13 protein-coding genes, 2 rRNA genes and 6 pseudogenes are annotated in these 20,857 nt (G+C 37.7%); 20 read left to right on the plus strand and 1 reads right to left on the minus strand.

Annotated features, from left to right (window positions below; translation table 11 throughout):
• Nucleotides 1-14 precede the first annotated feature (14 nt).
• From LC087_RS13895 to rsmI, 14 genes and pseudogenes are all read left to right on the plus strand, one after another.
• A 23S ribosomal RNA gene (locus LC087_RS13895) occupies nucleotides 15-2,943 on the plus strand.
• A gap of 66 nt (nucleotides 2,944-3,009) precedes the next feature.
• Nucleotides 3,010-3,125, plus strand: a 5S ribosomal RNA gene (gene rrf / locus LC087_RS13900).
• A gap of 328 nt (nucleotides 3,126-3,453) precedes the next feature.
• Nucleotides 3,454-3,648, plus strand: coding sequence for a sigma factor G inhibitor Gin (locus LC087_RS13905; RefSeq protein ID WP_226541900.1), 195 nt, complete (start codon nucleotides 3,454-3,456; stop codon nucleotides 3,646-3,648).
• Between the two features lie 1,046 nt (nucleotides 3,649-4,694).
• Nucleotides 4,695-6,131, plus strand: coding sequence for an aminotransferase class I/II-fold pyridoxal phosphate-dependent enzyme (locus LC087_RS13910; RefSeq protein ID WP_226541901.1), 1,437 nt, complete (start codon nucleotides 4,695-4,697; stop codon nucleotides 6,129-6,131).
• Nucleotides 6,118-6,751, plus strand: a pseudogene (tmk, locus tag LC087_RS13915) (dTMP kinase). Before LC087_RS13910 ends, tmk begins: the two are co-directional and overlap by 14 nt.
• A gap of 65 nt (nucleotides 6,752-6,816) precedes the next feature.
• Complete coding sequence (locus LC087_RS13920; protein ID WP_306019658.1) at nucleotides 6,817-7,152, plus strand: cyclic-di-AMP receptor; 336 nt, start codon at nucleotides 6,817-6,819, stop codon at nucleotides 7,150-7,152.
• 5 nt (nucleotides 7,153-7,157) lie between these two features.
• A complete protein-coding gene (locus tag LC087_RS13925) occupies nucleotides 7,158-7,490 on the plus strand; it encodes a DUF327 family protein (RefSeq protein WP_306019659.1) in 333 nt (110 codons plus the stop codon).
• A complete protein-coding gene (locus tag LC087_RS19745; RefSeq protein ID WP_371932603.1) occupies nucleotides 7,438-7,599 on the plus strand; it encodes a DUF327 family protein in 162 nt (53 codons plus the stop codon). The genes LC087_RS13925 and LC087_RS19745 overlap by 53 nt, the downstream gene beginning before the upstream one ends.
• A gap of 95 nt (nucleotides 7,600-7,694) precedes the next feature.
• Nucleotides 7,695-8,639 (plus strand): annotated as a pseudogene (gene holB / locus LC087_RS13930) (DNA polymerase III subunit delta').
• A 2-nt stretch (nucleotides 8,640-8,641) separates the two neighbouring features.
• Nucleotides 8,642-9,472 carry a competence/sporulation regulator complex protein RicT gene (locus LC087_RS13935; RefSeq protein ID WP_226541912.1) on the plus strand — a complete coding sequence of 277 codons (831 nt, stop codon included), beginning with the start codon at nucleotides 8,642-8,644 and terminating at the stop codon, nucleotides 9,470-9,472.
• A gap of 17 nt (nucleotides 9,473-9,489) precedes the next feature.
• Nucleotides 9,490-9,846, plus strand: a complete 357-nt coding sequence (gene yabA / locus LC087_RS13940; protein WP_226541914.1) for a DNA replication initiation control protein YabA — start codon at nucleotides 9,490-9,492, stop codon at nucleotides 9,844-9,846.
• Nucleotides 9,847-9,904: 58 nt separating this feature from the next.
• Entirely contained in the window at nucleotides 9,905-10,645 is a 741-nt protein-coding gene (locus LC087_RS13945) for a tRNA1(Val) (adenine(37)-N6)-methyltransferase (RefSeq protein WP_226541916.1), read from the plus strand.
• Nucleotides 10,635-10,932 (plus strand): annotated as a pseudogene (locus LC087_RS13950) (GIY-YIG nuclease family protein). Before LC087_RS13945 ends, LC087_RS13950 begins: the two are co-directional and overlap by 11 nt.
• Nucleotides 10,898-11,774: pseudogene (rsmI, locus tag LC087_RS13955) on the plus strand (16S rRNA (cytidine(1402)-2'-O)-methyltransferase). The pseudogenes LC087_RS13950 and rsmI overlap by 35 nt, the downstream one beginning before the upstream one ends.
• 62 nt (nucleotides 11,775-11,836) lie before the next feature.
• On the opposite strand, the gene LC087_RS13960 reads toward rsmI, so the two are convergent.
• A complete protein-coding gene (locus LC087_RS13960) occupies nucleotides 11,837-12,115 on the minus strand; it encodes a transition state genes transcriptional regulator AbrB (protein ID WP_226541922.1) in 279 nt (92 codons plus the stop codon).
• A 454-nt stretch (nucleotides 12,116-12,569) separates the two neighbouring features.
• Here LC087_RS13960 and metG point away from each other — a divergent pair, with 454 nt between their 5' ends.
• The 6 genes and pseudogenes from metG to yabG all read left to right on the plus strand — a co-directional run bounded on the left by metG (nucleotide 12,570) and on the right by yabG (nucleotide 20,667).
• Nucleotides 12,570-14,510: a methionine--tRNA ligase gene (gene metG, locus LC087_RS13965; protein ID WP_226541924.1), complete on the plus strand. Its 1,941-nt coding sequence runs from the start codon at nucleotides 12,570-12,572 to the stop codon at nucleotides 14,508-14,510.
• 336 nt (nucleotides 14,511-14,846) lie between these two features.
• Entirely contained in the window at nucleotides 14,847-15,614 is a 768-nt protein-coding gene (locus LC087_RS13970) for a TatD family hydrolase (RefSeq protein WP_226541926.1), read from the plus strand.
• Nucleotides 15,615-16,161: 547 nt separating this feature from the next.
• Nucleotides 16,162-17,360 (plus strand): annotated as a pseudogene (locus LC087_RS13975) (ubiquitin-like domain-containing protein).
• A gap of 463 nt (nucleotides 17,361-17,823) precedes the next feature.
• Nucleotides 17,824-18,388 (plus strand): annotated as a pseudogene (gene rnmV / locus LC087_RS13980) (ribonuclease M5).
• Nucleotides 18,381-19,259: a 16S rRNA (adenine(1518)-N(6)/adenine(1519)-N(6))-dimethyltransferase RsmA gene (gene rsmA, locus LC087_RS13985; protein WP_226541929.1), complete on the plus strand. Its 879-nt coding sequence runs from the start codon at nucleotides 18,381-18,383 to the stop codon at nucleotides 19,257-19,259. Before rnmV ends, rsmA begins: the two are co-directional and overlap by 8 nt.
• Before the next feature lie 529 nt (nucleotides 19,260-19,788).
• A complete protein-coding gene (gene yabG, locus LC087_RS13990; protein ID WP_226541930.1) occupies nucleotides 19,789-20,667 on the plus strand; it encodes a sporulation peptidase YabG in 879 nt (292 codons plus the stop codon).
• Nucleotides 20,668-20,857: the final 190 nt, after the last annotated feature.

Consider the following 20,857-nt stretch of genomic DNA (forward strand, 5'->3'; position numbering starts at 1 on the left):
TAATAAATTCTAACGGTTAAGTTAGAAAGAGCGCACGGTGGATGCCTTGGCACTAGGAGCCGATGAAGGACGGGACTAACGCCGAAACGCTTCGGGGAGCTGTAAGTAAGCTTTGATCCGGAGATATCCGAATGGGGAAACCCCCTACTCGTAATGGAGTAGGATCCATATCTGAATACATAGGATATGGAAGGCACACCCGGGGAACTGAAACATCTAAGTACCCGGAGGAGAGGAAAGCAAACGCGATTTCCTGAGTAGCGGCGAGCGAAACGGAATTAGCCCAAACCAAGAGGTTTCCTCTTGGGGTTGTAGGACACTCTATACGGAGTTACAAAGGAATGAGATAGATGAAGAGGTCTGGAAAGGCCCATCAGAGAAGGTAACAATCCTGTAGTCAAAATCTCATTCTCTCCAGAGTGGATCCTGAGTACGGCGGGACACGAGGATCCTGCCGGAAGCAGGAGGACCATCTCCCAAGGCTAAATACTCCCTAGTGACCGATAGTGAACCAGTACCGTGAGGGAAAGGTGAAAAGCACCCTGGCGGGGAGTGAAAGAGATCCTGAAACCGTGTGCTTACAAGTAGTCAGAGCCCGTTAACGGGTGATGGCGTGCCTTTTGTAGAATGAACCGGCGAGTTACGATCCTATGCAAGGTTAAGCTGATAAGGCGGAGCCGTAGCGAAAGCGAGTCTTAAGTAGGGCGAATAGAGTATAGGGTCGTAGACCCGAAACCAGGTGATCTACCCATGTCCAGGGTGAAGTTCAGGTAACACTGAATGGAGGCCCGAACCCACGCACGTTGAAAAGTGCGGGGATGAGGTGTGGGTAGCGGAGAAATTCCAATCGAACTTGGAGATAGCTGGTTCTCTCCGAAATAGCTTTAGGGCTAGCCTCAAGATGAGAGTTATGGAGGTAGAGCACTGATTGGACTAGGGGCCCTCATCGGGTTACCGAATTCAGTCAAACTCCGAATGCCAGAAACTTATTCTTGGGAGTCAGACTGCGAGTGATAAGATCCGTAGTCAAGAGGGAAACAGCCCAGACCGCCAGCTAAGGTCCCAAAGTATACGTTAAGTGGAAAAGGATGTGGAGTTGCTTAGACAACCAGGATGTTGGCTTAGAAGCAGCCACCATTTAAAGAGTGCGTAATACTCACTGGTCGAGTGACTCTGCGCCGAAAATGTACCGGGGCTAAACGTATCACCGAAGCTGCGGACTGTTCCGTATGGAACAGTGGTAGGAGAGCGTTCTAAGGGCGGTGAAGCCAGACCGGAAGGACTGGTGGAGCGCTTAGAAGTGAGAATGCCGGTATGAGTAGCGAAAGAGGGGTAAGAATCCCCTCCACCGAATGCCTAAGGTTTCCTGAGGAAGGCTCGTCCGCTCAGGGTTAGTCGGGACCTAAGCCGAGGCCGAAAGGCGTAGGCGATGGACAACAGGTTGATATTCCTGTACCACCTCCCCACCATTTGAGTGATGGGGGGACGCAGGAGGATAGGGTAAGCGCGGCACTGGATCGCCGCGTCCAAGCAGGTAGGCTGATGAGTAGGCAAATCCGCTCATCATGAAGGCTGAGCTGTGATGGCGAGGGAAATAGAGTACCGAAGTTCCTGATTCCACACTGCCAAGAAAAGCCTCTAACGAGGTGGGAGGTGCCCGTACCGCAAACCGACACAGGTAGGCGAGGAGAGAATCCTAAGGTGATCGAGAGAACTCTCGTTAAGGAACTCGGCAAAATGACCCCGTAACTTCGGGAGAAGGGGTGCTCTGGTAGGGTGCAAGCCCGAGAGAGCCGCAGTGAAAAGGCCCAGGCGACTGTTTAGCAAAAACACAGGTCTCTGCGAAGCCGTAAGGCGAAGTATAGGGGCTGACGCCTGCCCGGTGCTGGAAGGTTAAGGGAGCGCTTAGCGTAAGCGAAGGTGTGAACCGAAGCCCCAGTAAACGGCGCCCGTAACTATAACGGTCCTAAGGTAGCGAAATTCCTTGTCGGGTAAGTTCCGACCCGCACGAAAGGCGCAACGATCTGGGCACTGTCTCAACGAGAGACTCGGTGAAATTATAGTACCTGTGAAGATGCAGGTTACCCGCGACAGGACGGAAAGACCCCGTGAGCCTTTACTGTAGCCTGATATTGAATGTTGGTACAGCTTGTACAGAATAGGTAGGAGCCATAGAAGCCGGAGCGCTAGCTTCGGTGGAGGCGTCTTTGGGATACTACCCTGGCTGTATTGACCTTCTAACCCGCACCCGTCATCCGGGTGGGAGACAGTGTCAGGTGGGCAGTTTGACTGGGGCGGTCGCCTCCTAAAAAGTAACGGAGGCGCCCAAAGGTTCCCTCAGAATGGTTGGAAATCATTCGTAGAGTGTAAAGGCACAAGGGGGAGCTTGACTGCGAGACCTACAAGTCGAGCAGGGACGAAAGTCGGGCTTAGTGATCCGGTGGTTCCGCATGGAAGGGCCATCGCTCAACGGATAAAAGCTACCCCGGGGATAACAGGCTTATCTCCCCCAAGAGTCCACATCGACGGGGAGGTTTGGCACCTCGATGTCGGCTCATCGCATCCTGGGGCTGTAGTCGGTCCCAAGGGTTGGGCTGTTCGCCCATTAAAGCGGTACGCGAGCTGGGTTCAGAACGTCGTGAGACAGTTCGGTCCCTATCCGTCGTGGGCGCAGGAAATTTGAGAGGAGCTGTCCTTAGTACGAGAGGACCGGGATGGACGCACCGCTGGTGTACCAGTTGTCTTGCCAAAGGCATCGCTGGGTAGCTATGTGCGGAAGGGATAAGTGCTGAAAGCATCTAAGCATGAAGCCCCCCTCAAGATGAGATTTCCCATCTAGCAATAGAGTAAGATCCCTGAAAGATGATCAGGTTGATAGGTTCGAGGTGGACGTGTGGTGACACATGGAGCTGACGAATACTAATCGATCGAGGACTTAACCACACACATGCGATTCTTGTCACCCTTCGTTATTTAGTTTTGAAAGAATGAATTTTCTTTTGAACATAGCCTGGTAATAAGGGCAAAGAGGCCACACCCGTTCCCATGCCGAACACGGAAGTTACGCTCTTTAGCGCCGATGGTAGTTGGGGGTCTCCCCCTGTGAGAGTAGGACGTTGCCAGGCAAATATAAAAACCACTAATAACTTAACTGTTGTTAGTGGTTTTTATTATGTTGAAAAATGCACTGAAAATAAATAAAAGGTCATTTAAAGTTATAGACAGACACAATAAAAACCCTCTTTACATATAATTTAAAAATGGTACCTATCAACCTTTGTCATTAAGAGGCTTGAAAAAGCAGTGTATAGGGGCCATCATGTTCAATCGTTAACTAAACTAGTCTTGTTATTTGGGACGACTTTAACCATAGCTATCCATACAAATTTTAATATTTTGAATTATGAATAAAATTATTTGGATTGGGCACACTTCTTGTTGGAGGTGGAGTGTTTGGAAAATCAACTATTATCAAATATAGAAACATGTAATATATGTAATCAACCTAGAAATTTAGGTATTCATCTAAATAATCTCTTTATATGTTCTGGATGTGAAAAAGCTATCGTAGAGACTGATACCGATCATCCAATGTATCGTTTTTATATAGCACAATTAAAAAACATGAAAATCATTAATCATACTTAAAGAGACCACCTTTTTTATTAGGTGGTCTTTATGTTTAATGGAAATCCTTACAGTCAGGTAGTATTTGGAACTAAGAGGATTACAGGGAATGAATTTTTAGTTGATGATGACCATAGTACCATATAGAATGTTGCTCGAATACTTCTTGTTTTTTTTCATCAAAAAAGGAGTCTTCCCCATATTTATCGAAAACATGGGGAAGACTCCTTTTTGAAATAGGGGATCTAAATCATAATAAATCTTTTCCTCCCGACTATAAAATCTCTACAACCAGCTAGTTGTGATGAGCAAAAACATACTCTCATCATTACAAAAAGAAAGTGATGTGTTATTATGTACACTCTTTTTACCTTTATCTTTATAATGATACTTATTCTTTTTATTATAGGACCCTTATTCGTATTACTACATGAATTAGGCCATGCACTCCCTTTGTATAAAGTGTCCAGAAATAAGTTGAAGGTTCAGATAGGAACACCAGTGAAACGATGGAATAAGGCATGGGAATTTAGCGTTGGTGGGTTTTATTTTATGTTCTATCCTTTCGTTTTTATATATGGAAGGTGCTATGTTTCTAACTGGAACGATGTTAACAAAAAATTCAAGGTGCTGTGTATTATTGGTGGCCCTTTGGTTACATTAATTCTATTAATTTTTAACTTCATCCTCTTGTTAGATGTTAATTCTGCTTTTGCTAAAAACTATTGATAGGAAGTGAAATTTTTCTAATTAATCAGTTTATAAATACCGCTTTACCAATGAGGTATGGTCCATGGGCAGGGAAGGAGTACGCTTCAACGGATAGTGATGGGTTACGACTGAAAAAGTTGCTGAAAAATGAAATATAAAAACAATTGAAAGTGGCTATTAGCTATGAGATGATGGAAAACTATTGTAACTATATGGTCAACTAAAGTACAAAAACGCTTCCTCACAACTTTATATTATCTTTTCCTAAATCCCTACCCTTGTGTAGAACCTATACATTTACTAAACCTAACGAGTATAATGAAATAATGAAGTGATTTACAGTTAGGAGGGGTTGAGTGGAAAAGACACCGATATTCACTGCTCTACAAAAACATATAGCAAAGTCGCCTCTCTCATTTCATGTCCCGGGACATAAAAATGGACAAGTATTTCATCCAACGGCGATGAAATATTTTAAAGAAATATTAAAGCTAGATGTTACAGAATTGACTGGTTTAGATGATTTACATCATGCTTCAGGAATGATTGCAGAAGCAGAACAATTAACAGCAGACCTTTATGGCGTTCAGTCTACCTCTTTTTTAGTAAATGGTTCAACGGTAGGAAACTTAGCGATGATTATGGCAGTTTGTGAAGAACAGGATGTCGTAATTGTTCAAAGAAATTGTCATAAGTCCATTATTCATGGTCTTGAGTTAGTAGGAGCCAAGCCACTCTTTATATCGCCAGAGTGGGATGAAGAGTTGTTAGTCGGCTCTTATTTATCTGTTGAAAAAGTGAAACAAACGATTAATAAATACCCAGATGTTAAAGCTATTATTGTGACACACCCTAATTATTATGGTTTAGCATCTAAACATATAGAGCACCTCGTGGAATTTGCCCATGATAAAGGAATACCAGTTTTAGTAGATGAAGCACATGGTGCGCATTTCATTTTAGGAGATCCGTTTCCAATATCAGCTGTAAAAGCTAATGCGGACATCGTTGTTCAATCAGCCCACAAGACACTACCTGCAATGACGATGGGTTCTTATTTACATATGCAAGGAAATATTGTAGACCATGAAAAGGTAAAGTATTATTTATCAGTTCTTCAAACAAGTAGCCCATCTTATGTTATTATGGCTTCATTAGATTTGGCTAGAGCCTATTTAAAGAGTTTAACAGAAGAGAAGACGTTTTTAATTCCTAATTTAATCAGAATGAGGGAAGACATAAACAAATTACAAGGGCTCTCCATTATTGAATCGAAGGATCCGAATGTTATACAAGATCCTTTAAAGGTTAATATTAGATCAACGCAAGGTTATAGTGGAATCCAATTGCAGAAATCGTTGGAAGAGAGCGGAATTTTCCCTGAGTTGGCCGATATAAACCAAGTGCTTTTGATCCTTTCTTTAACAAATGAGCAAAAACAACCTAAAATCCATTCGTTAAAAGAGATAAGTGAAATACAAGAAGGTAATAAACCGTTACTTTATTCACCAGCTAGTCCGATTCAAGAAATGCCTTACACGTATAAAGAACTTACAAAGTTAAAAAAGAGACGAATTTCTTTAAAAGAAGCAGTTGGGAACGTTAGTGCGGAAACGATTACTCCTTATCCACCTGGGATTCCTTTAATTATGAAGGGTGAAGAAATACAAGGTTATCATATTGAGAAATTAAGACAACTATTAGAAAACCATTATCATATTCAAGGAGGTTCTTTCATTAAGCAGCAAGAATTGTTTATTTATCAAGGAGGAAGACAGCATGAGAAAAGGTAAGTTTATTACATTGGAAGGACCTGAAGGAGCAGGAAAGACCACTATATTCAAGATGATAGGTTCCTACTTTAATGAACAAGGGATTGAACATGTGTTAACCCGTGAACCAGGGGGGGATTATAATTAGTGAGAAAATTAGAGAGGTCATACACGACATCGATCATACGATGATGGATTGTCGAACAGAGGCCTTACTATATGCAGCGGCAAGAAGACAACATGTAATTGAGAAAATTGTCCCTGCATTAAAAGAAGGAAAAATTGTTCTTTGCGATCGTTATATTGATAGCTCTTTAGCTTACCAAGGTTATGCAAGAGGGATCGGAATAGATGAAGTATTGAAGGTCAATCAGTTTGCAACAGAAGGTTGTGAGCCAGATTTGACTGTTTATTTTGATATAACCCCGGAAAAAGGGTTACAGAGAATAAAGCAAGCCGAACAGAGAGAAGTCAATAGGCTCGATTTAGAGTCTAAAATATTTCATGAAAAGGTTCAAAAGGGGTATCAAATCGTCAACGAGATGTTCTCTAACCGCATTAAAACAATCAATGCTGACCAAGGAGTAAATGAGGTCTTTGGAGATGTTATCAAGACAATTGAAGATTTCTTATTCCAATAATCATTTAGTGGCCTTCCTTGTTATAATGAAAATATAAAGGATAAACATAATGGGGAGTGTAATCGATGAAATTAATCGTCGCGATCGTTCAAGATCAAGACAGTCAAAAATTACTTAATGCGTTAACCGATGATCAATTTCGTGTAACTAAGCTAGCATCAACAGGGGGATTTTTAAAGTCTGGGAATACAACTATTATGGTTGGAACAGAAGATCATAAAGTCGATCGAGTTCTAGAAATTATTAAAGAAAACTGTCAAAAAAGAGATCAACTAATAGCGCCGATTTCGCCTATGGGAGGGAATGCAGATTCATATATTCCTCAACCAGTAGAGGTAGAAGTGGGAGGAGCGAATATATTTGTTGTCCCTGTTGAGAGTTTTGGCAGTTTTAAAAGGTGATAAGGATGAAAATTAATCAAGAAATAAGATCCACTATTGAACATATAAATAAAGAAACAAAGAATAATGGCAAACCATCAGTAACCTTTCATCAAGTAGTTGAAGAACAGGGATATAAACAAAAAGTTAATCAATTAAACATGCTACTTAAAGACATTGATCTTGCAAGTGAGAGGTTGGTTCGCTCACAAACCGTTCAAGAGCTATCCCAATATAAAAATCTAATTAAAAATTTTATTCAAGAAGTCGTTAGCCATGGACTATCATTAAAAAAAGTGGACCATTTTGATCAATTTTATCAAAAAAAGAACGTTTGCAATTATCGAAAAAATAGATGAAGAGCTTGAAACATTAACGAATGATTTTTTTGATAGGCGGGATGATTCCATTACATTGTTACAAAAAATCGGCGTTATTAGAGGGCTTTTAGTAGATATAAATATATAGTTTGTGTGCTATCCTATAGTAACGTATGAAGAGTGTGATCCATTTTGAATACATTAGAAAATGATTTAATAAACATCCAACCGAAAGCATTAAAGATGATTAAAAATGCATTTAAGCATGATCGAGTTTCTCATGCTTATTTATTTGAGGGAGTAAAGGAACTGGGAAAAAGGCAATGAGCTTTTTTCTCGCCAAATGCTTCTTTTGCCAACAAATGACCGATGAGTATAATCCGTGTCAGCAATGTATTAATTGTAAACGGATTGCGTCTAGTAATCATCCTGATGTTCATCTGATCGAACCTGAAGGGCAGTCCATAAAGAAACAACAAATTCAATCTCTTCATCAAGAGTTCTCTAAAACAGGTATGGAGTCTAGTAAAAAAATTTATATTATTTCAGAAGCTGATACAATGACTGTGAACGCTTGCAAATAGCCTTTTGAAATTTTTAGAGGAACCGATGGGTGACACAGTAGCCATATTACTCACAAATAATATTAATAAAATGCTAAATACAATTATATCTAGATCTCAAGTGGTAAGTTTTTCATCTTTAGCACCGCATAGCATTGAACAAGCACTTTTAAATGATGGTTATCCTAAAATGATGTCCGTTTTAGCTTCTCATTTTACCAATAATGCTTATGATGCAAAAGCACTGTGTGAAGATGATTGGTTTGCACAGGCTAGAGATAAAGTGATAAAATTATATGAGGTTTTAAATAAAAAGAAAAGCCTTGCGATTATTTATATTCACACAGAGTGGATGCCCTTTTTTAAGGAAAAAAAACAACAAGATATTGGTTTAGATATACTTCTCCTTCTTTATAAAGATTTACTTAATGTTCAAACCGACCGTAAAGAAGCAGTGGTATTTCAAGACCTTTTAGCTAATATAGAAAGACAGGCATTACAAATGAGTCGAAATTCGGTAGTTGACTCCATAGCCTCTATATTAGAGGCAAAAAAACGTCTCCATTCTAACGTCAACCCACAGCTTTTGATGGAGCAACTGATGTTAGTTTTGCAGGAGGGATAAGGTTGTATGATGTTGTAGGAGTTAGGTTCAAAAAAGCTGGGAAAATCTATTATTTTGATCCGGACGGCTTTCAGATTAATAAAGAGGATTATGTAATCGTAGAAACGATTCGTGGAGTGGAGTTTGGTCAAGTGGTTGTGAATGACAAAACGGTAGGAGAAGCTGATATAATCCTACCTTTAAAAAAAGTTATTCGGATTGCAGACCAAAAAGATCGATTAATTGTAGAAGAAAATAAGAAAGAAGCACAGTCAGCCTATGAAACGTGTCAGCAAAAAGTGCTTGAGCATGGCTTGGATATGAAGCTGGTCGATGTTGAATACACATTTGATCGAAATAAAGTGATTTTTTATTTCACGGCAGAAGGCAGAGTCGACTTTAGAGATTTAGTAAAAGATTTAGCTTCTATTTTTAAAACGAGAATTGAGTTAAGGCAAATTGGTGTTCGTGATGAAGCAAAAATGCTTGGAGGCATAGGTCCATGTGGAAGAATGCTATGTTGCTCCACATTTTTAGGGGATTTTGAACCTGTCTCTATTAAAATGGCGAAGGATCAAAATCTTTCACTTAATCCCACGAAGATATCTGGATTATGTGGACGGTTGATGTGTTGCTTAAAGTATGAAAATGATGAGTACGAAACAGCAAAAAAGCAACTTCCTGATATAGGAGAGTATATTACAACACCAGACGGTAGAGGAAAAGTAGTAGGATTAAACATATTAGAGCGGCTTTTACAAGTAGAGATCATTGAGCGTGATCGGGTAATTGAATACACTTGGGAAGAAATTTTAAATAACGAAGAGGCAGTTTCAACAAAGTCCACAAAGTAGGGTAAGAGGTGGAGACCGTGGATAAAAAAGAAATATTTGAATCAGTAACGAGTATGGGTGAGCAAATTAGTTCATTATCTAAACAGTTAGAAGAATTGAAAGACCATATAGGAGAACTGATTGAAGAGAATCATGCTCTTCAGGTTGAAAATGGACATCTTCGAGAACGACTTCAAGTATTTCCGGAAAATAATCACGATAAACAGAAGAATGAACGCAGTAGAACTTCTGATGATCGAATCGATATTGGTGAAGGATATGATAATTTAGCGAGACTTTACCAAGAAGGCTTCCACATATGTAACGTACACTACGGAAGTGTTAGACAGGAAGGAGATTGTTTATTTTGTTTATCCTTCCTAAATAAGAAATAATGTGCTTTAGACATCTTCTCGGAGAAGATGTCTTTTGTATGATTGGAGAGTATATGTGATGGTAAAGTTAATAGATGATGAACGATTAGATTATTTATTAGCAGAGGATTTAAGGATTATTCAAAGTCCGTCTGTCTTTTCTTTTTCTTTAGATGCTGTACTTTTATCTAAGTTTTCCTATGTCCCAATAAGAAGTGGAAACATTCTTGATTTATGTAGCGGAAATGGCGTCGTTCCGTTACTATTGAGTTCAAGATCAGAAGCGAAAATCACGGGGATAGAAATACAAGAGCGATTATTTAGTATGGCATGTCGAAGCGTTGAGTATAATGACTTATCTGAACAAATTCAGATGATCTGTCATGATATTAATGACCTATCAGATTCCTTGCCACAGAGTCATTTTGATGTTGTGACATGTAATCCACCTTATTTTAAAACTCCTGGAGGAGATGAAATAAATAAGAATAAGCATTTAGCGATTGCAAGACACGAGATTTTTTGTACGCTAGAAGATGTAATTAGAGTAAGCGCAAGGTTTGTTCGACCTGGAGGGAAGGTTGCTCTCGTTCATCGACCTGGTCGTTTATTAGAAATCGTTGATTTAATGAAGAAGTATAAGCTTGAACCAAAACGTTTACAGTTTGTGTATCCTAAGAAAGACCGAGAAGCAAATACTTTATTAATAGAAGGAATTAGGGATGGTAAACCTGACTTGAAAATTCTCCCCCCAACTTATGTGTATAATAGTAAAAATGAGTATACCGAAGAAATGAAAAGGATATTGTATGGAGAGTAAACATTATTTCTATGTAGTTGAATGCAGTGATCAAACCTTTTATGCTGGCTACACAGTTAATTTAGAAGAGAGGATCAAAAAACATAATAGTGGAAAAGGTGCAAAATATACAAGAGGCCGAACCCCAGTGAAGTTAATGTTTTTTTAAGGGTTTTGATGATAAAAGAAAAGCGACGCAGTTAGAGTATTATTTTAAAAAGCTACCTAGAGAAAAGAAATTAGAATATATGTTGAATGGTGGGATAGAGGAAATTGTACCAACAAAAGAGCTATCAAAAAGATTGTGAAGAAGGCACATTATATTTAGTGCCAACGCCCATTGGTAATTTAGGAGATATGACATTTCGTTCTATAGAGATATTAAAGGACGTTGACTTAATAGCAGCCAGAAGATACGAGGCAAACAAAAAAACTATGTAATCACTTTGAAATTGATACATTTATCACCTCTTTTCATGAACATAATAAAGTTGACAAGAGCACACACATAATAGAGAAAGTAAAAGAAGGGAAAAACATAGCACTAGTTAGTGATGCGGGAATGCCCACTATTTCTGATCCGGGCAGTGAACTAGTGTCCTTATTAATAAATGAAGGCTGTAAAGTAGTTCCTTTGCCTGGTGCTAATGCAGCGTTAACTGCGTTAATTGCATCTGGAATCAGTCCGCAACCTTTTTGTTTTTATGGATTTTTAAATCGAAAGAAAAAAGAAAAAAAATTAGAGTTAGAGATCTTAAGTAAGAAAGAGGAAACCATTGTTTTATATGAAGCGCCACACCGGCTAAAAGAAACAGTTCAATTTATTTACGATCAATTTGGAAATAGGCGAATGGCTATTTGTCGAGAATTAACGAAGAAATATGAAGAATTTATTAGAGGTACGTCTATTGAGATAATAGAATGGGTCAATCAAACAGAAATTCGCGGTGAATTTTGTCTAATTATTGAAGGAAACCTCGAAAAAATCGAAGAAGATTCTTTTTGGTGGGAAGAACTATCGTATAAGATGCATGTTAATCACTATATAGATAAAGAAGGGCTAAATAGCAAAGAAGCAATCAAGAAAGTTGCTCAAGATCGTAATAAACCAAAAAGAGAGATTTATCAAGCCTATCATATTGATGAGTAGGTAATCAAAAGGAGGGGGCGTCTGGTTGACAGCCCCCTTCAGACTTAAATCACAAAGTTTTATTACTCGTTAATACGACCTTTAATCTCATCTAAAATTTGTTCTGCACCTTCACGAGAAAGAACTAACTTTCCGTTTGCTAATGAGAAGTTATCATCAGATACTTCACCAGTAACATGACAAGTCATGTTCGCTTTATATTTTTTAAGAATGATCTTATCATCATCCACATAAATTTCTAATGCGTCCTTTTCAGCAATTCCAAGTGTACGGCGTAATTCGATAGGAATTACCACACGTCCTAATTCGTCAACTTTACGTACAATACCTGTAGATTTCATAATTTCATTTCTCCTCTCGATAGTAAAAGTTCTTTTATCTCTTTAAGTCATTATTCGACAAAAATCGCGTTCACTAATAGAATAGCAACATTACCAATATTCGTCAACATTTTTTTAAAAAAATTTAAAAGATAACATGAAATGTAGTTTCTTTAAAATATAGACATTGTTTAAAAGGATTTATAAATGTCATATTTACACTTATTTTCATAACAGTTCAAGTTAATTATAAAGGATTTTCGACAAAATTCAACTTTTATTTATTTTTCCGACAATGATAGGAGAACTTTTTGAATAGAACCTAAGAAATCTACCTTTCATTATATGATGGAATAGGTATATTTTGTTGCGAAAAAAGGCAATGATGGTATGATAGAAATATAATTAATTGACTGAAGAATCGCTCTCGTCCATAAGGTCGAGAGTTTTTCCGATTGAACATGGAGGTATAACAATGAAGGAGAAAAGAAAAGACACTTTTTATATTTCTACACCTATTTATTATCCTAGTGGAAAGTTACATATTGGTCATGCTTATACAACAGTTGCAGGTGATGCAATGGCACGCTATAAACGTATGCGCGGACTTGATGTCATTTATTTAACTGGAACGGATGAACATGGACAAAAAATACAAAAAAAAGCGGCTGAAAAAAATACAACACCCCAACAATATGTCGATGAGATTGTAGATTCCATCAAAAAGTTATGGGGTAAATTAGATATATCATACGATGATTTTATTAGAACAACAGAGAATCGGCATAAAGAAGTGGTTGAAAAGATTTTTACAAAACTTTTAGATCAAGGAGATATTTATCTTGATGAGTATGTTGGCTGGTACTGTACTCCATGTGAATCGTTTTTCACTGAAAGACAACTTGAAAATGGGAATTGTCCTGACTGTGGAAGAGAAGTGGAAAAAGTAAAGGAAGAATCGTATTTTTTTAAGATGAGCAAATATGTTCCTCAGCTATTAAAGTTTTATGATGAAAACCCAGATTTTATTCAACCCTCTTCTCGTAAAAATGAGATGGTGAATAATTTTATTGCACCTGGATTAGAAGACCTAGCGATATCAAGAACAACTTTCGATTGGGGTATCAAAGTTCCTGGTAACCCTAAACATGTAATATATGTATGGATTGATGCTTTATCAAATTATATTACAGCTTTAGGATACGGTTCTAAAAATGATGAAAAATATAATCGTTACTGGCCTGCAGATGTTCATTTAGTTGGTAAAGAAATCGTGCGCTTTCACACCATTTATTGGCCGATTATGTTAATGGCGCTCGATGTACCTTTACCAAAAAAAGTTTTTGCTCATGGATGGTTACTAATGAAAGACGGAAAGATGTCTAAATCAAAAGGAAATGTTGTCGATCCTAACATGTTAATGGACCGATATGGCGTAGACGCTGTTCGTTATTATTTATTACGTGAAGTACCCTTTGGTTCAGATGGTGTTTTCACCCCAGAAAGCTTTGTTGAGAGAGTAAATTCCAACTTAGCCAATGATCTTGGAAATTTATTAAATAGAACAGTTGCAATGATTAATAAATACTTTAATGGAGAGATCCCGGTCTATAATGGATCGGTCACAGAATATGATGAAGATCTCATTCAACATAGTAAAGACTGTATGGTCAACTATGAAGAATCAATCGAAAGATTAGAATTTTCTGTTGCGCTTTCGTCGGTGTTTTCTTATGTAAGTAGAGCGAATAAATATATAGATGAAACACAACCTTGGATTTTAGCGAAGGATGAAGAGAAGAAAGATCAACTAGCTTCCGTTATGGTTCATTTAGCAGAGTCACTAAGAAGGATTGCTATTCTCTTAAAACCTTTTATGACGAAGACCCCCGAAAAAATCGTTAAACAGTTAGGAATTAAACAAGAGAAAAACCTTAATTGGAACAGTTTATCATCTTTTGGAGACTATGATTCATGCACAGTTGAAAAAGGAGAACCTATATTCCCTCGTTTAGATGTCGAAGAAGAAACAACCTATATTAAAGAACAAATGCAAGCTCCAGTTAAAGAAACAAAAGAGGAAGAAATCAATAACGAAGTAAGTATAGATGACTTTCTAAAACTCGATTTACACGTAGCAGAAGTCATTCATGCAGAACCCGTAAAAAAGACAAATAAATTATTGAAAATTCAATTGGATCTAGGCAATGAAAAGAGACAAGTTGTTTCAGGAATTGCTAAGGATTACTCACCAGAACAGTTAATAGGTCGAAAAGTCATTTGTGTAACAAATTTAAAGCCAGTTAAGCTCAGAGGAGAACTTTCTCAAGGGATGATCTTAGCTGGAGAAAAAGATGGTTGCTTTTCTTTAGCTACAGTTGACAAAAATCTTCCTAATGGAACAAGGATCAAGTGATTTAGATAAAAAGAGGTGTTTCACGTGTAACATTTTAGAGGCAGTTCAAAAAGTCTAAAAAAAATTGCAGTCGAATTAACTTTGTTGTCACGCTATTCCACTCCTCATGTACAAAGAACGTACACTGTGGTGCTTTGATGCCCAGGACGGGCTAGCGCAGGCGTTGCCACAGGACGTGGCTGAACTTAGCCTGTGATCCTTTAACTAGGCGCCTCGTTCTTCTCGGCTCTTTTTCTTTACTTTTTGAACACGCATTTTAGCACCTCTTTTTCTTTTTTGTTTTACTAAGAATCGCTTAGTACATTAGTTAATTTAATTAATAAAGAGGGTGTAAAAATGTTATTTGATACTCATGCTCATTTAAACGCATATCAATATGATGAAGATTTACAAGAAGTCATTGATCGTGCCAAAGAAGAAGGTGTTACAAATATTGTCGTGGTAGGGTTTGATACTGAAACCATTAACCGAGCTATGAAATTAATAGAAGAGTATGACTTTCTATATGCAGCAATAGGATGGCATCCAGTTGATGCCATTGATATGACAGATGAACACCTTAAATGGATAAAAGAACTATCGTCACATCCTAAAGTGGTTGCTATAGGAGAGATGGGGTTAGACTATCATTGGGATAAATCCCCTAAAGAAATTCAAAAGGAAGTGTTCCGTAAGCAAATTAAGCTGGCAAAGGAAGTTAACCTTCCTATCATCATTCATAATCGTGAAGCTACGTCCGATGTGGTTGAAATCCTTCAAGAGGAAGGGGCAAGAGAGATCGGAGGCATTATGCACTGTTTTTCAGGAAGTCTTGAAGTCGCTAAGCAATGCTTAGATATGAACTTTTTTCTTTCCTTTGGTGGGCCGGTTACGTTTAAAAATGCAAGGAAAGTGAAAGAAGTGGCAAAGGAAGTACCTTTAGATAGACTATTAATCGAAACAGATTGTCCATATTTAACTCCCCATCCTTACAGAGGAAAGAGGAACGAACCTAGTTATGTGAAATATGTGGCCGAAGAGTTAGCGAGACTTAAAGAAAAAAGCTATAAAGAGATTGTTCAAATAACAGAAGAGAATGCAAAAAAACTTTTCGCTATAAAATGACAAAATGATGAAGGATCAAAATATTGTTTTGTCTCAATTTCATCATAAAAAAAGGTTTAGTCTATCTTAGCGTTGAACCTTTGAATAACAAGGTTTAAAGTGTCATTGATCGTTGTTGATGGAGTTCTCTTTTTTTGAATTCGAATTCTTACTTCTATGTCACTCCTTTTTCTCATAGAATGATTTTGTCGAGAGGTTCTCCTTTAAAAATTGCTAGACTTTTAGCATAATATACAGTACGATTAGAAAAATTAAGAAAGGAAAAATCGTCCGTTGAACGATGAAAAAATATAGAGCGTCAACTAAAAAAGAGGATCATCAACTGATACTAGCAAAGTCCTGTGGCAACGTCTACGCTAGAACCACTTGTTCATTGACGTTCTGTGACTATGGTTACGCGCATGCACATCATGTGTGTGGAAGTTTTTAGGTTATGGAGCCAGACCTAAATGAGAGAGTACTTTCTTAAAAAGTGGTTGACATGTTGAAAAATACTCTATATAATCTCACGGAGAAGAAGGAGGCGTTTTTCATCGTGAATTTAAACGTGAAAAATCTGTTGTCCGGACAATGGAGTAAGAATCGATTATTAATATCGACAGCTAGTTTGCTAGTCATTGGCACAAGTACGGCATATGGTGCCTATGAAGGAACAAAAGAATCGGTCAACGTGTCCATTAATGGAGAAGACCAAACTATTCGTACTCATGCAAAGACAGTAGAAGATTTACTTGAAGAACTAGAAATAGATCCAAGAAAAGAAGATAGGTTGTTACCAAAAGAAAGTACTGAAATTACGGATAATCTTGAAGTTACCTACGAAGCATCAAAGCCTGTACACATTACAATAGATGGAGAAGAACAAACAATTTGGACGGTTGCTGATACTGTTAAACAATTGTTAGCAACTGAAGGAATTGAATTTTTAGAACACGATAAGATAGAACCGAAGTTAGAAACCAGCTTAAAAGAAGATTTGAAGATTAATATTACAAAAGCGATTTCAATAAGCTTAAACGTTGCTGGAGAGCAAAAACAGGTGTGGACCACTTCGACTACGGTCGCTGATCTTTTAGCAGAAAATGATATACAACTAGGTGAATTGGATAAAGTTGAGCCGAAAACTGAAACCGCTCTATCCAAAGGAGAAGAAGTAACCATCACTAGAGTAGAAAAGGTCACCGATGTAGTGGAAGAAGATATCGCCTTCGATACTGTTAAAAAGAATGACAGTAGCTTAGAAAGCGGAAAACAAAAGACTCTCCAAAACGGAAAAAACGGAAAAAAAGAAAAGCATTACGAAATTGTTCTTGAAAACGGTGAAGAAGTAAGTCGTGACTTATTAAAAACCATTACAACAGAAGAGAGTCAGGATAAAATTGTTGCAGTAGGAACGAAAGCTACACAATCAACTCATCAACAAATGTTTCTAGAAGTAACAGCAATGAATCAGTTGCAAAGGAATTTTATGTGAGATCGACAGCTTACACTGCAAGTTGTAACGGCTGTTCCGGCAAAACAGCGACAGGTTACGATTTGATTGCAAATCCCAATGCAAAAGTCATTGCCGTTGATCCAAGCGTCATCCCGTTAGGTACGAAAGTATATGTCGATGGGTACGGCTATGCCGTTGCAGCAGACACTGGTTCTAGTATTAAAGGGAACAAAATTGATGTTTTCTTCTCAAGTAAATCTGCTGCTTACCGCTGGGGTAACAGAACAGTGAAAATAAAAATTTTAAACTAAGGCATAATTTTATTTATTATCAAGGGGGTATCTACCCTCTTTTTTTATGTTTAGAGAATTATTTTCTGCAATAAGTCACGTGCCCTCTTTATTTTTAAGATCAGAAAGTACGGGCGCTTGCGCTTTTCTTAAAAGATAAGAATGTATAAACTTTGTCCTTTATAAGAAGGTGCTAACATTGCTGTCTAGCTCCAGCGCCTAACCACTCGAGGTCATAAGTCACGTAGAACAAAAGATAAAGAACATCTTTCTTTTCTCCGCGCCTTATGCTTGTCGTGGCTGAGCAAGGCGATTGCGCTTTTCTTAGTCCACTGCTTTCACATTTCTTAATTTACGTTAGTGTATCCTAAGGATGATTGGTATAATACTTCTAATCAGAAGTTTTATTTCTTACTCATTACATTAGACGATTTACGTTACAAAAAAAGTTTCAGAAATGTAACAAAAATTTTCGGAGGAATTTATGAACATAAAAGAAATCATTGTAGTCGAAGGAAGAGACGATACAAATAAAATAAAAGAAGCAGTTCAAGCTGATACAATTGAAACAAATGGCTCTGCCATCAATTCATACATTATTGAACAAATTCGTCATGCACAAGCGACAAGAGGTGTTATTATTTTTACAGACCCTGATTATCCAGGGGAAAAAATTCGTAAAACGATAGGCTCAGCATGTCCCAGGGTGTAAGCATGCTTTTATACCAAGAAATGAAGCGAAAGCACGAAATGGGAAGGGACTTGGGGTCGAGCATGCCTCTAAAAAAGTCATTAAAGATGCCTTATCTAACGTTTATGTAACATTAGAATCTGGGATAGAGTCGGAAATCGAGTTTAATGACTTAATTGAAGCAGGTTTAGTTGGAGGAGAAAAAGCAAGAAAAAGAAGAGAACGTTTAGGCTATATTTTAAAAATTGGCTATTGTAATGCAAAACAACTTCATAAAAGACTGAAAATGTTTCAAATATCAAAAAGTAAGTTTGAAGAGGCGTTAAAAATGGTAATACAGGAGGAAAACCATGAATAAAGAAATAGCGACTATTAATCGTACACGTGATATCTTAAAAAAGCATGGTTTTTCCTTTAAAAAAAGTTTAGGACAAAATTTCCTTATTGATACGAATGTACTAAGTCGTATTGTTGATCATGCTGATGTTACCTCAGAAACAGGTGTAATTGAAGTAGGACCAGGGATAGGAGCACTCACAGAGCAACTTGCAAAAAGAGCAAAAAAAGTAGTGGCATTCGAAATAGATAAGCGTTTAATTCCTATCTTAGACGAAACTTTGTCTCCTTATAGGAATACAACAATCATTAATCAAGATGTGTTAAAAGCTAATATTCATGAAGTAATTGATCAGGAACTAAAGGGTTGTAAGGAAATTATGGTAGTCGCTAATTTACCTTATTACGTAACGACGCCAATTATTATGAAGGTATTAGAAGAGCAGTTGCCAGTAAAGGGGATTGTGGTGATGCTTCAAAAAGAAGTGGCTGACCGAATGACCGCTGTCCCATCAACGAAAGATTATGGGACATTGTCTGTCGCTGTGCAATATTATACAGAAGCAAAGGTCGTAATGGATGTGCCTAGAACCGTATTTATTCCCCAACCAAATGTTGATTCGGCGGTTATTAAGTTAAATCTTCGCGATAAACCAATTGTTGATCTGAAAAATCATTCCTATTTTTCTGATTTAGTGAAATCGTCTTTTGCACAAAGAAGAAAAACCATACTAAACAATTTAGTTACTCGTTATAAAAAAGACGGATTGAGTAAAGCACAAATAGAGGATCTGTTATCAAAAGCAAATATCAGTCCAAATAGGAGAGGGGAAACTTTGACAATAAAAGAGTTTGCCTTACTAAGTGATTTGTTCTATCAAGAACAAGGATAAGATGAAGACGACTATGTAAAAACCTAATGGACATGTCCATTAGGTTTTTATAGTATATGCGTACTATGTCAAGAAAGCATAAAAATCTGTTCTTATATAGAAAGTTCTTACATCGTTGTCTAGCTCAAGTGCCCAGTAACTCCGACGCACAGGACGTGCTAGCATCATCGTTGTCCACAGGACGTGGACGTCTTTAGATGATGTTCCATTTCGCTATGATAAGTCAATGGAGGCGCTTCTAGGACGGAGGTGGATCTACGTTTGCCACAGGACGTGGCGGTAGTTAGTAGATCCCCCGCTTTCTGCTTTTTTATCTCATACGGCGATGCCCAGGACGTGCTAGCGTCAACGTTAGTCACAGGAGGTGACTGTACTTAGTTGATGTTCTATATTCCGCCGTTGCTAAACGGGCACTTGCGCTTTTCTTATAATCACCATTCCGCTCTATATTCCATATTGTATTGAAGAATACATTTTTTTGAGGTGTGAATCAATTACTATCCTCGTATTTGTATCGGAGTGAAAAGTGATGGGGTTTAGAAGTGGAGATATTGTCTCAAGAAGATCGTACCAATGTGATGTTATCTTTAAAATTACGGAAATAAGAAAAAGGTCATCTGGCGATCATTTAGCTATTTTATATGGAGAATCTGTTCGGTTAGTTGCAGATGCTTTTTTATCTGACCTTGTTAATGTGGATGAGGGAGAATTAAGACATAGAATTGATGAAGAGAAAGAAAAGTTAGAACGGTCATTATATTTATTAAAACAAGACCAACTATTAATAAAAGAGAAGCAAGAGTATGTTGCTACTAATTTTTATCGGTATGATGAAAACGTTTTTCATATTCCGGGGAAGGTATTACACCTAGATGGAGATCCTGCTTATCTAGATAAATGTTTACATTTATACGAGAAAATTGGTGTCCCGGTACATGGTGAATATTGTAAAGAGACAGAAATGCCGAAAAGGATTAGTGAACTAATGGAAAAGTATCAGCCTGATATACTCGTCATTACTGGACATGATGCTTATTCTAAACATAAAGGTGGGATTGATGACTTAAACGCTTATAGGCATTCAAAGGACTTTGTGAAAACAGTTAAGCTAGCGAGAAAGTGGATTCAACACCGAGACCAACTAATTATTTTTGCAGGAGCATGTCAATCTCATTTTGAATCCTTAATTCGTGCTGGAGCGAACTTTGCCAGTTCACCCTCTAGGGTTAATATTCATGCATTAGACCCGGTTTATATTGTTGCAAAAATTAGTTTCACCCCATTTGTGGAACGTATTAATGTATGGGATATATTGAAAAATACCTTAACAAGAGAAAAAGGACTTGGAGGAATAGAAACTAAAGGGGTTTTAAGGATGGGGATGCCCTTCAAGTTAAACAATGAGTAAGTCATTACGTAGGAAAAAAGCCACTAAATAGTGAGTTGATTTAGTGGCTAGTACAAAAGGGGGATTAACTAAGAACCACTATCTTGATTGGCAATAGTTAGTTGATGTTCCTCATGCTTGTGATCGCTCGCTGCGTCCTTTTCTTTTAAAAATGGACAAGTGTACATAAAAAATACATTTTCGGTGCAAA

Source organism: Bacillus carboniphilus (genome assembly GCF_020524035.2).
Taxonomy (GTDB): Bacteria; Bacillota; Bacilli; order Bacillales; family JAIVKR01; genus Bacillus_CC.

What these genes read in the sequence shown, in the direction of transcription:
- LC087_RS13920 (WP_306019658.1), top strand. Translation starts at nt 6,817, where the DNA reads ATGAAATTAATCGTCGCGATCGTTCAAGATCAAGACAGTCAAAAATTA.
- LC087_RS13925 (WP_306019659.1), top strand. Translation starts at nt 7,158, where the DNA reads ATGAAAATTAATCAAGAAATAAGATCCACTATTGAACATATAAATAAA.
- LC087_RS13945 (WP_226541916.1), top strand. Translation starts at nt 9,905, where the DNA reads ATGGTAAAGTTAATAGATGATGAACGATTAGATTATTTATTAGCAGAG.
- LC087_RS13960 (WP_226541922.1), bottom strand. Translation starts at nt 12,115, where the DNA reads ATGAAATCTACAGGTATTGTACGTAAAGTTGACGAATTAGGACGTGTG.
- metG (WP_226541924.1), top strand. Translation starts at nt 12,570, where the DNA reads ATGAAGGAGAAAAGAAAAGACACTTTTTATATTTCTACACCTATTTAT.
- LC087_RS13970 (WP_226541926.1), top strand. Translation starts at nt 14,847, where the DNA reads ATGTTATTTGATACTCATGCTCATTTAAACGCATATCAATATGATGAA.
- rsmA (WP_226541929.1), top strand. Translation starts at nt 18,381, where the DNA reads ATGAATAAAGAAATAGCGACTATTAATCGTACACGTGATATCTTAAAA.
- yabG (WP_226541930.1), top strand. Translation starts at nt 19,789, where the DNA reads ATGGGGTTTAGAAGTGGAGATATTGTCTCAAGAAGATCGTACCAATGT.